Here is a 12,553-nt window from a genome sequence, read left to right on the forward strand (position 1 = left end):
CTTAGGAGATGAAGCATGAAGAAACAAATATTATTTACAATATGCGCCGTTATGGCAATGGCAGTACTGGAAGGCTGCAGCACCAATCAAAACTATGTAACGAAAAGTGCGGACATATCAGAAACGTTTCCGATTGAAGCCACAGATGCAGGAGAGAATCCCCAAACGGCGAAGAGTGATGGACCTTATGCCATTTTCCATACTACAGCCGGAGATATAACCGTGATCCTCTATCCTGATCAGGCACCGGAAACGGTTGCGTATTTTATAAGCCTGGCAGAACAGGGATATTACAATGGCAGCCCGTTTGACTACATTGATAAAGATAATACCATACAGGCGGGAACAAAAGGAACCGATGAAGAAAAAACCGATGAAGAAAAAACTGATGGAGAAATGACCGGTGCGGAAAAGTCTCCGGCAAAAGAATATGATGACGGCCTTCACCATTTTCCAGGTGCGCTGGCTATGGCGGGAGGCAAAACGGATGCGGAAAAAAGCCAGTTTTATTTCATAGTAAACCAGGAGATACCGGAAGACCAAAAGTTAGTTTCTGCAAATTTGTACATGAATGAACTGGTTCGGGATGGTACGTTGGAATTAAATGAAAAAAACAAAGAAAGCAAAATGAGTGAAGAAGAAATTAAAGAATACGAAGACCAGTTAAATCAGAAGATACAATCAATTGGTACAGAAGGCGTACCGGAAAACGTTTTGCAGAGATACCAGACAGCATTAGATACTTATATGAAGATTGGCGGAGCTTACTATCTGGATTATAAGAGTACCGTATTCGGTCAGGTGATCAAAGGCCTGAATGTAGCCGAAGATCTTTCTAAGGTTCATGTAGACGCAGTAAAAAAACCAAAGCAAGAGCTGGTGGTTAACAGCATTGAGATAAAAGATAATCTGTAGTAAAGGAGGTACCGGTACATGCAGAGAAAACATGGGCAGATGGGTGTGCGCAGATGGAAAAAGGGGGTATTGTGGGGCGGAGTGTGTATAATCGTGTGTCTGGCAGGTGGATTTCACATATATGAAGGTTACAAACTGGATCAGAATGCAAAAACAGGGGTACCTGTAATAGAAGACCTGCAAAAGAAGGCGGATACGGAAAATTTCCGGTTTCAGATATTGGTGCATCCTCAGTTTGAGAGTGCAGATGAAAAGGGAGAGGTTATGATTACAAATCCGGCAGAGAATCCCTACAAGATGTCTGTGAAAATAACACTGGATGAGTCTGATAAAGAAATATATGCATCCAAAATATTAAGTCCGGGTGAGCGGATCCGCTATGCCAGATTATCAGGCCATCTGGACAAAGGTGAATACCCGGCAACAGCTGTCTTTTCCGTTCTGGATCAGGAGACGGAAGAGGTGGTAGGGGCAGTAGAAGCAGGAATGATAATCACTGTGAAAAGCTGAAGAAAAGTTAAATATAATGAAAAGAGATGACAGATATGCAAAAATATGAAAGCAAAAAACAAAATATATATTCTCTCGATGTTCTGGGAGATGTGGAGACAGGAAGAAAAAACCTGGGACCGGAGATGCCCGTAATTGTCTATCGTTTATTTATGTACAGTATGAGGGATACATTGGAGCAGCAGTATGGGATAGAAAAAACAGTTCAGATCCTGAGGATCTGCGGTAAAAAAGCCGGTATGGAATTTGCAGAAAAAGTGCTGGATCTATCGCTGGATATGGATACATTTCTGATCCACCTGCAAAAAACTCTTTCCGATTTTAAAATAGGGATTCTGAGAATGGAATCCTTTGATGACAAAAAACGCAAGGCGGTATTTACTATCAGTGAAGATGTAGACTGTTCCGGACTTCCGATACTGGGGATGGCAGTTTGTAACTATGATGAGGGATTTCTGGATGGCATTTTGGAAAAATATACGGGACATTCCTACACGGTTACAGAAATAGACTGCTGGGCAAAGGGGGATCGTGTCTGCAGGTTTGAGGCTGTGGAAGGCAGCAATTAAGATCATGAAAACAGGTGAAGTTTATGGATAAAAATATAGAACGGATGCAGAATTATGTGAATCATGTTCTCTATGACCATCCCTCGGCTTATCTGGATCCGGAGCAGTTCGACCCGCCGTACAGGGAATTTTCCCAATCATTACTGTTTTTGGGGAAATCTATATTGGACATGTATGAATATATCTGTGAAATGTCAGATGGGGTGCTGGACCGGCAGATGGAAAGACAAAATCCGCTCCTTGGGCCTTTAAAAGATTTACAATCGAAACTTAGCCATATTACATGGCAGACCAAGCAGGTGGCAAAAGGAAATTTTGATATCCAGATCCAGTATCTGGGAGAGTTTTCGGAAGCATTTAAAATGATGGTGGATCAGCTGAGAAAACGTGCTGAGATAGCAAGACGAAATGCGGAGATGGAGAAGCAGATTCTGGAAACAGAAAAACAGCTTCTGGAACATGAGATGGAAAACCAGGTAAGGCATTATAAGTCAATCGTGAACATGAATCAGGAAATAAGGGCATACCAGCACGATATAAAAAATCATTTATTATGCCTGGGAAGCCTGTTAGAAGACGGCAATACAGAAAAGGCAAAAGAGTATCTGAAAGGGATCTCAAAACAGGTATACCACAATGAAAAGATTGTACATACGGATAATTACATATTAGATGCCCTTATATCAGAAAAAGCCCAGATAGCAAAAGAAAAAAATATCCGGTTGACAATGGACCTGAAATTGAAGAAAGAACTGAACATACAGCCGGCAGATTGGTGTGCAATTTTTGGAAATGCTTTGGATAATGCCATTGAAGCATGTGAAAAGGTAGAAGAAAGTAAAAGATATATCCATGTAGTTGCGTACTGTGTGGGGAGCCTGCTGAAAATTAAAATAGAAAACGCAATGCAGGGAACCATCGAAGTCAATGGCAGCGGGTTTGAAACTACCAAAAAAAGAAAAGAGTATCATGGATTTGGATTAAAGAATATAGAAAAAACAGTACAGCGTTATGACGGCATCATGGAACTGACTACCGAAAAAGGAATATTTATTATGCAGATACTGCTTTGCGATATTATGAGCCAGGCTGTTTAAATATTTAAAAGAGACAGGGAGTGATATTATGGTAAATATTTGTTTATGCGATGATAATACCGTAATCTTGGAAAAATATGAAGCATGTTTGAAGAAAATTGCTGAAAAATACAATCTTGATGTTTACATTAAGTTATTTACCAGTGGTGAGGAAGTCATTGATTATTTTGAAATATTTTCAGAAAGCCATATAGATATTATTTTTATGGATATAATTATGGACAGGATGAATGGTGTGGAGACTTCAAGGATGCTGAGAGAAAAAGGATATAAAGGAGAAATTATTTACCTAACCTCCAGCAAAGAATTTGCGGTAGATGCGTATGATACTTTTCCCTTCTACTATTTAATGAAAAGTGAATACTCAAAAAAACTGGAAGATGTGTTCCTTCAGGTAATGGGACGTAAGAAGGAAAAAATTAAAGACGGGATATTATGTAAAAAAGGCAGTGTGATGAAGAGAATCCAGCTGGATGATATTCAGTTTATGGAAGTTTACGGGAGAAATATCATCATACATATGCAAAAAGATGTGTTTGAATTTATTGCGAATATGGAAATAATAGAAGATAAGATTAGAAACAAGGGATTTTTAAGAACCAGCAGGTCTTATATTGTAAACTTAAAATATGTGAAAAATATCATGAAAAATAAACTGGAAATGTATTCCGGGGACATGGTTCCGCTGAGTACAAAGAATAGTCTTGCAGTAAAAAAAGAAATTTTACAGATAAATCCGGATAGCTGGAATTAATATTATGATTAACGAAACAGAAAGCAGGATGGTGACCATGAAAGATATGTCAGATTCCGGTATATCTGCGGATGAGAAGACACTATATATTTTATTATGCAATGCATCCTTTTACCTGCTGCAGGTTTATGAGAGCCTGATCCGGTATGTAGCACACAAGTATGGATATCAGACAAATTTTCTTGTATATGAAAATGGAAAAGAAGCAGTTTTCTGTAAAGATGACTGGATGCAGGAAGTAGATATTTTGGTGATTGGATGGGAGCCTGGAAGGATGAAAGGAATAGAAATCGCAAGGGCTTTTCGTGAAGATCAATGCCAGGCCCAGATTCTTTTTCTGGGCAATCAGAAACAAGATATTATAGAATCTTATGAAGTGAATCCATTCTACTATTTTATCGAAAATGAGGTTACTCATAAGAAATTTGAATTGGTTATGAAAAAATGTTTTTGGGAGATTGTGAGAAGCAAGAAGAACTCCCTGCAATTTATCAGCAATGGGAAAATACAGCGTGTTCAATTAGAACTTATCGTATATCTGAAAGTAGACCACCGTATGATTAGCATAACATGCAGGGATAAGAGAGAGATTCTTTTTTATGACAGTTTAAAAAATATTGAAGAGAAAATAAAAGATGACACATTTATGAGGACTCACAGAGGATATATTGTGAATCTGAAATATGTAGATTATTTAGATAAAAATGAATTGTTTTTAAACACCGGAGAATCAATTCCTATTGCCCGAAAATATAAACAGGAACTTGTAGAACGGATGATGGATCAGGAAAAGAATATACTGATCTGATCATAACAATAGAAAGCCGGTTAAGCAGGCTTTCTGTTTTGAAATGAGCGGTAAAGGAGGGAAACGCATGCAAACACTAACAACAAATACAATGCAGAAAATTATATTAAGATTGTATCAAAATCTGCCAAGAGAGGTCTATATTCATCAGAGTTTTACAGCAAAGAATGCCTGCCAGCTTTTTAAGAAATCCTGTGAAGAACAGATCTATCCGGATGAAATCGCACAGATTTGTCTGGAAGGCATAAGACTGGGTGCACTTTATCATGATGCCGGTAAGATATTGGTACCGAAAGAAGTACTGTGCAAAAAAGATCTGCTTACGGAAAAAGAACGCTCTATGATTTACTGGCACGCGCTGTATGGCGGAGATATTGCGATCAGCTTGTTAAAGGAATCACATCATAAATATCGGCAGACAGTATGGGCAATGGCGGAGTACCATCATGAGCGCTGGGATGGTCAGGGTTATCCCAAAGGCCTGAAAGGAAAGAAAATCCCTGTAGCGGCAAGAATCTGTGCAATAGCAGACAGTTATGATGCCATGGTCAGCTGCCGTCCCTATAACAAAGACATTTCCAAGGAATATGCCTGCAATGAAATAGAGCGTAATGCAGGGAGCCAGTTCGATCCTTTGCTGGCAAAATTGTTTTTATCCTATCAGAAACAAGAAGATGCGGTTTTATGTATCTGAGGATTTAACCGGGGAAATTTGGTCTGTCAGTTTCACAGACGCATTCTGAATCAGTGCCACATCTTCCAGCAGAAAATCCAGATATTTTTCTCCCAGAGTGGTTTTGTTATGACCTTTTTTCTTAATGTAGCCAAGATGCAGCCTGCCAATTTCCTCCTGGAGCGGTTTGGCAAGGATTTCACCCATGCCTTTGTGGAAAGTATCGGCATTGCTGTTGGTTAAATCGGGTCCGATGCTGAAACAATCCGTTTTTCGCACCAAGGCAATCTTAGTACAGCGGTCACAGACATGGACATTTTTATTCAAAATGTTAAAAAATAAAGGCTCTTCTGTGAAGTGTGAGGTTTTTGTCTCCTGATCATAGGTGACAAAAGGGAAATCCTCCAGGTCTTTTAATGTGATCCGGGATTTTCCGGAAAGGGGATGGCCGTTACGGAAGAATACGTAATTCTGCATCAGGGCAATTTCATGGAACTCAATATCATAGGAAGTTAATAATGTCTGAAGTGTACGAAGGTTGGATTCCTGTATTGCCAAAATGCCCAGTTCGCTTTTGCTGCTGGAAACATCATGGATCACGGAATTTGTATCACATTCCCGTATTGCCATATCATAGGTATTAAAATCCAGTTCTGATAAAAACCGGGTAAATGCCCGAATAGCGAAAGGAAGATGCTGGGAGGATACAGAAAAGCGCATTGGGATAGAATTTCTGGCTCGATAGCGCTGTTCCAGATACTGTGTCTGTCCAACGATTTCCTTTGCATACCGGATAAAATCTTCTCCGTCATAAGTCAGGGTTATGCCGCGGTTGGTGCGGTGAAACAGTGTAATCCCCAGATCCTGTTCTATTTCTTTTACGGCTGTAGAAAGTGTGGATTGGGAGACAAACAATACCTGAGCGGCTTTTGAAAATGACTGGTAATTAGATATTTCAATAATATATTTTAAGTTCTGTAAGGTCATGACCGTATCCTCCTTTGGTTTATACTATCAAAAAAATTGATAGCAGGCAATAGAAAAATACTTTTAGATAAGCGGTTGTATTAATAAAGTTGATATGTTATATTAAAAATAGTTTAAGCAGAATATTTTATGGAAGCCGGTCTGAAGCCGGCGCGGTGCCGCCACTGTAGGACGGAGCTGTAACAAAAATGACACTGGAGGAAACTCCGGGAAGTCTGTTGCAGCAGTGAAGTCGAGCCAGGATACTTGAATATTTTGCCGGAACCCTTTATTTAACGAAACATTGAATGAGGGTATAGCAAAGGGGAGTACCTCTCTTTTTTGCATATCCTTTTCTGATGTTCGGAAAAGGATTTTTTTAATTTAGAAAAGTGAGGATAAGAACATGAAGAAGGAAATGCAAAAGAACAGCACAAGCAAACTGACAGGCAAAATCGGTAAAAAGGCAGCGGCTGTGATCCTGACAGCGGCTATGTGTATGTCACTGTTTGCCGGATGCGGGCAGGGAACAAAAACAGGTGAAACGAATGGGGCGCAGGAAACCGCTGCAGAGGAAGCTGTCCGGGAAGTAACGGATGCGGCAGGAAATGTAGTAAAGGTGCCGGCAGATATTTCAAAAATTGCAGTAACGCCGCTGCCCTGGTCGTCCGTTATCTATGCGATAGACGGAAGTTCTGACCGAATGGTTTCCATTAATCCAGGAGCTATGAAGGCATATACCGGTAATTTCTTTGAAAAGCTGGACAGCCATTACGGCACACTGGATACTTCCAGTATCGGGAAAGATTTTTCAATCAATATGGAAGAAATGGTAAAGGCAGGCGTACAGGCTGTAGTCATCTGGGATTATCAGACAGATGAAGCGAAGCAGCTGAAGGATTTGGGAATAGTTCCGGTCATGGTGAAAAACGAAACCGTTGAGGAGCTGCAGAACAGTTTTAACGCAATCGGACAGCTGCTTGGCAAGGAAGACAGGGCACAGGAATTTATTGATCTCTATGGGAACACCTATGACCGTATCAAATCTTATCAGGACAAGACAGCCGGAGCTGAAAAGCCAAAGGTTTTGTATTTAAGGAATACCGAATTAAAGCTGCAGGGAAACGATAATTTTATCAAAGAAGCGCTGGAATTGGCAGGAGCAGATAATGTGGCAGCCGATATCTCTGATATTACCATGGAAGAAATAATAAAAATCAACCCGGATATTATTTTATTGAGCTGGTTTGATGATTTTGTCCCTGAGGATTTATATGAGAATAAGATTGACGGTCAGGACTGGAGTAATGTAAATGCCGTAATCAATAAAAAAGTGTATAAGACGCCCCTGGGAATTTACCGCTGGGATGCTCCCGGTGTGGAAACCCCTCTGATGATGATGTGGCTGGCAACGTTAATACAGCCGGATATTTTCTCGGATATCAATATAGAACAAGAAGTGAAAGATTATTTCACTAATTATTTCCAATATACATTAACGGATGAGGACTTGGCACAGATCATGAGTGACGCGGCTAATGCAGACAGTGTAAAATAGAAACGGGAGAGGCACCTTATGGAATCAAAAATAAAAAAGAAGAAAACCTATGGGGTGATTTTAACTTTCATGATATTGCTGCTGCTGGCACTGACAATAATGGCGATTGGATTGGGGAGATACTTTATCTCTCCAATTGATGTTATAAAAATAATTTTTTCAAAGATTCTGGACATTCCCCAAACATGGGAGAAGCAGGCGGAAGGAGTTGTTTTTACGCTGCGGCTACCTCGTATCCTGGCGGCGCTTCTTGTAGGAGCAGCGTTATCCTTATCGGGTGCATCTTATCAGGGAGTCTTAAAAATCCATTAGTGGCACCGGATATGCTGGGCGTATCCGCAGGAGCCTGTGTCGGGGCATCTTTGGCAATTTTGTTTCAGTCAAATCAACTGGTAATCCAGATAGCTGCTTTTGGAGGTGGAATAATAGCCGTAATGGCGGCCACTGCAATTCCCAGATTTATCCGGAATAACTCCATGATGACTTTGGTGCTGGCAGGGGTAATTGTGGGAGGACTGATGAACTCTGTATTAGGGCTGCTAAAATACCTGGCAGACCCGGATACACAGCTTGCATCCATAACCCACTGGCAGTTAGGAAGTCTTTCCAGCATAGTGTGGCGGGATATTTTTTATGCAGGACCCGCGATTATTGTGTCTATGCTGGTATTATTGCTGATCCGCTGGAGGATCAATATTCTTTCCCTGGGAGAAGATGAGGCAAAAACTCTGGGGACAAATATTAAAAAATCCAGAGGGCTGGTTATATTTTGTGCTACGGTTCTTACAGCCAGTGCGGTATGTATCAGCGGAACAATCGGATGGATCGGTCTGGTCATTCCACATTTTGGAAGAATGCTGGTGGGGCCTGATAACAGAAAACTGCTTCCGGTTTCTGCAGTACTGGGTGCCATATTTTTGCTGTTGATTGATACGCTGGCAAGAAATTTAACCAGTGCAGAGCTGCCGCTTTCTATCTTGACAGGATTAATTGGAGCGCCGTTTTATTTTTACTTATTATTAAAGCAAAGGATGAAGCTGTCATGATTTTAGAAGTAAAAGACCTTGCATTTTCTTATCATAGTGATCATAGCCGGATGCTGTTTCAGGATGTTAATTTCACTCTGCAAAAAGGAGAAATCTTCTCCATTTTGGGAGCGAATGGTGCAGGAAAATCCACTCTTCTGAATTGCCTGGCTAACTTATTGCGTCCGGCAAAAGGGCAAATATTATTAAACGGACATAATCTCACTGATTCTTCTCTGAAAAAAATAGCCCAGACAATCGGCTACGTTCCCCAATCCCATACCCCGGCATATGCTTACTCCACCGAAGAGTTTATCGTCATGGGTAGGGCACCCTACCTTGGATTATGTGCACAGCCAGGGGAACAGGATTATGAACTGGTCAGGGAAGCGATGGGGGAATTGGGGATTACTCATCTGTCAGAACGTCCTTATACGGAATTAAGCGGAGGGGAACGGCAGCAGGTAATCATTGCCAGGGCAATCGTACAGCAGCCCGATATAATCATGCTGGACGAGCCAACCAACCACTTGGACTACGGTAATCAACTGCGCATGATCCAGCTCATTCAAAGATTAGCGCAGAAAGGTTATAGTGTCATTATTACCAGCCATATGCCCGATCACGTTCTGCTATTAGGAGGTGCGGTGGGTATGCTTGGAACGGATGGCAGACTGCAGGTGGGAAGTACGGAAGAAATCATGACGGAAGAGAATCTGAAACGTCTGTATGATATTGATGTCCATATGGTTTATATAAAAGAAGTTGGAAGGAAAGCCTGTGTAGCCGGGATGGAAGGCAGTGAAAAGGAAGGCAGTGAAATGGAAGGCATTTAATAGTTATGCAGTTAATAGGAATGCAGTGAATAGGAAGGTAGTAAAAAGAAAGGCAGTGAAATGGAAAGCAGTAAATATGGAAAGCAGTAAAATTGCAGGGGAATCTGCAGTAAGATATGGGGAGAAAGATGAAAACTATTAGAATTGCATTTTATGGAAAAGGAGGTATCGGGAAATCAACGATTGCCTCTAATGTATCGGCAGTACTGGCCTTGGAAGGGAAAAAAGTATTACATATAGGCTGTGATCCCAAAGCGGATTCCACAAGAGGTCTGACAGGGAAGAGGATACCCACTCTTTTGGATCAGCTGAATCAGAAAGATGAGTTATTAGTCCGGGAGGATGTGCTGTTTGCAGGAGTAAACGGTGTGCAGTGTCTGGAGGCAGGTGGCCCTCAGGCAGGCTGCGGCTGTGCAGGACTTGGAATAACGGCAGCTATGGATGAACTGGAACGTATGGGAATCCTGGATGAATCATGGGATGTCATTGTGTACGATGTTCTGGGAGATGTGGTATGCGGCGGCTTCTCAGTACCGATGAGACAGCACTATGCGGATCAGGTATATATTGTTACTTCACCGGATTATATGTCCATTTATGCTGCAAATAATATTTTAAAAGGCATCAGGCGCTATTCAGCAGAGGATAACAGTTTATTGGGCGGCCTGGTTTTGAATCATGTGAAAGATGAACGGGATATACGGATCGGTGAGAGGTTTTCAGTAAAAACCGGAGCACCGATCACCGTAACAATCCGGGAGAGCAGCGAAATGAGGATGGCTGAATTTCAAAGAATGCTCTTTACGCAGGAATTTCCGTACGGCATGAATACGGCTGCATTAAAAAAATTTGCAAATGCTCTGTCTGGACACAAGGCAGTAAGGTGTTTCCGGGGATTGGATGCAGAGGAAATGGAGCAGTTTGGAATGGAGATATTTAGAGAGGAAATATCGGAATGGGATGAGGCTGCGGAAGGAACATCCTATTAAACACCGGTAAGGAAAATGGATGATGAATAAATGTGAAATTGAAATTGTTCTGACAGACGAATCACCTGATATGCAGAAAATTCCGGATCAGATTTTAAAGGAGAAAGGGCTGGCATTGGTAGCAGCAGGCTCTTTAGCCTGTGTACGGATACTATATTTTCGGGCCTGCAAGCTGGGAAAGCTGCAGCAATTTTTTGGCTGTCCGGTGACTGCCCGGGAATATGGAATGGGAATGCAGGGTAGAAAACTGAGAAATTGCATTGGGAAGGCGCTGAAAATGGAAGGCATACGGGGTGTTATTGTCTATGCATCCTGTATGGAAGTTCTGACTCTATGGGATTTTCAAAAAGAGTTGGAACAAGTATCCAATCCACATAACATTCCGGTCAAAATACTGTACCGGGGCCCGCTGGTGAAAAGAAGAAAACCTCCGGCGGAATCCTTACGACGAATCCTGGCGGAGATAGAGAAGAATCAGGAGGCAGTCCAGGCAGAGCAGGAGGCCGTCCAGGCAGAGCAGGAGGCAGTCCAGGCGGATCGGGAGGCGGTCTATACAGAGCAGCAGCCAGCTCATACAGAGCAGGAGGCATCCCAGGCAGAGCAGGAGGCAGCTCAGCCAGATCAGCAGCCAGATATCCCGCTGCCTCCGCCTGCGCCGGATTTTTCCGGGATTGCGTCACTGCTTCAGGAATGGAACTGTGAGACTTTACTGCTTACACCCGGAGGATGTAAAAGCTGTATTGAAAGTGCTGATGGAACAGACGGTATGCATGACCTGAAAAGCACCAGATTTCATGATGCCAACGTCTGTCTGGGATGTGAAAAACAGCTTATAGATGCAGCTGTCCATCAACTTACCGGTAAGGGACTTTTATGCCTGTTGGGAAGTGCGGTCATTAAAACGGTTGGAATGGATGTAAGAGGCATAACCGGAGAACTTGAAAAATCCGGCAGACCCTGTGTATATCTGCCAAGCGACGGATTTGAGGGAGCGCCCCCGGCAATGGCTCAGGCATGGCTTATGCTGGGACAGAAACTGCTCTTAAAGCATTCGCCTGATGAAAGGAACAGCTGCCACATCTGGATTTTGGGATATTCAAGATTAGGAACAGGTAAAATCGAACATCTGAATCCTGTAATAGAGAGTTTAAACAACATTGGATGCAGTATTACGATCTGGAGTAACAAGGAAACAGAAAGTAATGCCCCACTCCCTTTTCTGACTTGGGTTGTGAGTACGGAAGGATTGAAACTGGCACAGTGGATAAAAGATAAATACAACATACCATATGTGGATGCAATGCCAGTGGGTGAAAGGATGCTGGAAGGTTTTATAAATAAAATCGCATCCATCAAAAATAAAACCCTGTATTTGGAACAGGTAATGAAGCAGGCTGAGAGTCCAGACAGTAGGGACAGCAGAAATGTTGTGATCATTGGTGAACCTGTGCTGTCTTATGGAATTAAAAATTATCTTCAAACGGAAAAAGGGTTTACAAATGTGCAAATATCAGCATATGCCCCAACCCGGGGATGCAGTCCTTTTACCGCCAATATGCAAAAGAGGTGTTACAATTCACCTCTCCTGAAGAATTGTGTGGGCAATTGTGTGGACAAAAGGCAGACATTGTAATTGCAGATCCTTTGTTACTGCAGGTATTTCAAGGAGATATTGTGCGCATACCATTACCCTATCCGATATTCAGCGGACGCATTTTTGCAGAAGATTTCTATGAATATGCGGGTGGGCCTGGAGCAGAGTATTTGAATCGTTATTTAGATTAATAGAGTAGGCATGTCCCTTCATCTGTTGTGAAATATGACACGGATTGAAGGGATATTTTTTATCAAAA

Annotated in this window: 13 protein-coding genes, 1 pseudogene and 1 riboswitch; of the genes and pseudogenes, 13 read left to right on the forward strand and 1 reads right to left on the reverse strand. The window is 41.9% G+C overall.

Going from position 1 to position 12,553, the window contains the following annotated elements:
• Nucleotides 1-15 precede the first annotated feature (15 nt).
• The 7 genes from CD03_RS0103750 (at nt 16) to CD03_RS32265 (ending at nt 5,347) form a co-directional block, all read left to right on the forward strand.
• A complete protein-coding gene (locus CD03_RS0103750) occupies nt 16-915 on the forward strand; it encodes a peptidylprolyl isomerase (protein WP_027292489.1) in 900 nt (299 codons plus the stop codon).
• Nucleotides 916-933: 18 nt separating this feature from the next.
• Nucleotides 934-1,425 (forward strand): hypothetical protein, encoded by a 492-nt coding sequence (locus tag CD03_RS35740; RefSeq protein ID WP_052377648.1) that lies wholly within the window; start codon nt 934-936, stop codon nt 1,423-1,425.
• Nucleotides 1,426-1,460: 35 nt separating this feature from the next.
• Nucleotides 1,461-1,994 carry a V4R domain-containing protein gene (locus tag CD03_RS0103760; protein WP_044288883.1) on the forward strand — a complete coding sequence of 178 codons (534 nt, stop codon included), beginning with the start codon at nt 1,461-1,463 and terminating at the stop codon, nt 1,992-1,994.
• A gap of 23 nt (nt 1,995-2,017) precedes the next feature.
• Nucleotides 2,018-3,091, forward strand: a complete 1,074-nt coding sequence (locus CD03_RS0103765) for an ATP-binding protein (RefSeq protein ID WP_027292491.1) — start codon at nt 2,018-2,020, stop codon at nt 3,089-3,091.
• 28 nt (nt 3,092-3,119) lie between these two features.
• Nucleotides 3,120-3,845, forward strand: coding sequence for a LytR/AlgR family response regulator transcription factor (locus tag CD03_RS0103770; protein WP_027292492.1), 726 nt, complete (start codon nt 3,120-3,122; stop codon nt 3,843-3,845).
• Between the two features lie 4 nt (nt 3,846-3,849).
• On the forward strand, nt 3,850-4,653 hold the full coding sequence (locus tag CD03_RS0103775) for a LytR/AlgR family response regulator transcription factor (protein WP_047833785.1): 804 nt from the start codon (nt 3,850-3,852) through the stop codon (nt 4,651-4,653).
• 67 nt (nt 4,654-4,720) lie between these two features.
• On the forward strand, nt 4,721-5,347 hold the full coding sequence (locus tag CD03_RS32265) for an HD-GYP domain-containing protein (protein WP_052377649.1): 627 nt from the start codon (nt 4,721-4,723) through the stop codon (nt 5,345-5,347).
• Here CD03_RS32265 and CD03_RS32270 read toward each other — a convergent pair.
• Nucleotides 5,336-6,313 (reverse strand): LysR family transcriptional regulator, encoded by a 978-nt coding sequence (locus CD03_RS32270; protein ID WP_063837227.1) that lies wholly within the window; start codon nt 6,311-6,313, stop codon nt 5,336-5,338. The two genes, CD03_RS32265 and CD03_RS32270, sit on opposite strands and share 12 nt — an antisense overlap.
• Before the next feature lie 79 nt (nt 6,314-6,392).
• Nucleotides 6,393-6,581: riboswitch (cobalamin riboswitch) on the forward strand.
• 117 nt (nt 6,582-6,698) lie between these two features.
• Here CD03_RS32270 and CD03_RS0103790 point away from each other — a divergent pair.
• The 6 genes and pseudogenes from CD03_RS0103790 (at nt 6,699) to CD03_RS0103815 (ending at nt 12,333) form a co-directional block, all read left to right on the forward strand.
• Entirely contained in the window at nt 6,699-7,850 is a 1,152-nt protein-coding gene (locus tag CD03_RS0103790; RefSeq protein WP_242849033.1) for an ABC transporter substrate-binding protein, read from the forward strand.
• A 99-nt stretch (nt 7,851-7,949) separates the two neighbouring features.
• Nucleotides 7,950-8,896: pseudogene (locus CD03_RS32275) on the forward strand (FecCD family ABC transporter permease).
• A complete protein-coding gene (locus tag CD03_RS32280; protein ID WP_044288884.1) occupies nt 8,893-9,711 on the forward strand; it encodes an ABC transporter ATP-binding protein in 819 nt (272 codons plus the stop codon). Before CD03_RS32275 ends, CD03_RS32280 begins: the two are co-directional and overlap by 4 nt.
• Nucleotides 9,677-9,853, forward strand: coding sequence for a hypothetical protein (locus CD03_RS37710; RefSeq protein ID WP_156042762.1), 177 nt, complete (start codon nt 9,677-9,679; stop codon nt 9,851-9,853). The genes CD03_RS32280 and CD03_RS37710 overlap by 35 nt, the downstream gene beginning before the upstream one ends.
• Nucleotides 9,840-10,700: a nitrogenase iron protein NifH gene (locus tag CD03_RS0103810; protein WP_044288885.1), complete on the forward strand. Its 861-nt coding sequence runs from the start codon at nt 9,840-9,842 to the stop codon at nt 10,698-10,700. The genes CD03_RS37710 and CD03_RS0103810 overlap by 14 nt, the downstream gene beginning before the upstream one ends.
• A 19-nt stretch (nt 10,701-10,719) precedes the next feature.
• On the forward strand, nt 10,720-12,333 hold the full coding sequence (locus tag CD03_RS0103815; protein ID WP_081820102.1) for a cell envelope integrity protein TolA: 1,614 nt from the start codon (nt 10,720-10,722) through the stop codon (nt 12,331-12,333).
• Nucleotides 12,334-12,553 lie beyond the last annotated feature (220 nt).

This window comes from Robinsoniella sp. KNHs210 (assembly GCF_000686105.1).
Taxonomy (GTDB): Bacteria; Bacillota; Clostridia; order Lachnospirales; family Lachnospiraceae; genus Robinsoniella; species Robinsoniella peoriensis.

Bases quoted from the DNA above. Each gene is read 5' to 3' on its own strand.
- CD03_RS0103810 (WP_044288885.1), top strand. From the start codon at position 9,840: ATGAAAACTATTAGAATTGCATTTTATGGAAAAGGAGGTATCGGGAAA.
- CD03_RS0103750 (WP_027292489.1), top strand. From the start codon at position 16: ATGAAGAAACAAATATTATTTACAATATGCGCCGTTATGGCAATGGCA.
- CD03_RS0103815 (WP_081820102.1), top strand. From the start codon at position 10,720: ATGATGAATAAATGTGAAATTGAAATTGTTCTGACAGACGAATCACCT.
- CD03_RS0103760 (WP_044288883.1), top strand. From the start codon at position 1,461: ATGCAAAAATATGAAAGCAAAAAACAAAATATATATTCTCTCGATGTT.
- CD03_RS0103775 (WP_047833785.1), top strand. From the start codon at position 3,850: ATGATTAACGAAACAGAAAGCAGGATGGTGACCATGAAAGATATGTCA.
- CD03_RS35740 (WP_052377648.1), top strand. From the start codon at position 934: ATGCAGAGAAAACATGGGCAGATGGGTGTGCGCAGATGGAAAAAGGGG.
- CD03_RS32270 (WP_063837227.1), bottom strand. From the start codon at position 6,313: ATGACCTTACAGAACTTAAAATATATTATTGAAATATCTAATTACCAG.
- CD03_RS32280 (WP_044288884.1), top strand. From the start codon at position 8,893: ATGATTTTAGAAGTAAAAGACCTTGCATTTTCTTATCATAGTGATCAT.
- CD03_RS0103790 (WP_242849033.1), top strand. From the start codon at position 6,699: ATGAAGAAGGAAATGCAAAAGAACAGCACAAGCAAACTGACAGGCAAA.
- CD03_RS0103765 (WP_027292491.1), top strand. From the start codon at position 2,018: ATGGATAAAAATATAGAACGGATGCAGAATTATGTGAATCATGTTCTC.
- CD03_RS32265 (WP_052377649.1), top strand. From the start codon at position 4,721: ATGCAAACACTAACAACAAATACAATGCAGAAAATTATATTAAGATTG.
- CD03_RS0103770 (WP_027292492.1), top strand. From the start codon at position 3,120: ATGGTAAATATTTGTTTATGCGATGATAATACCGTAATCTTGGAAAAA.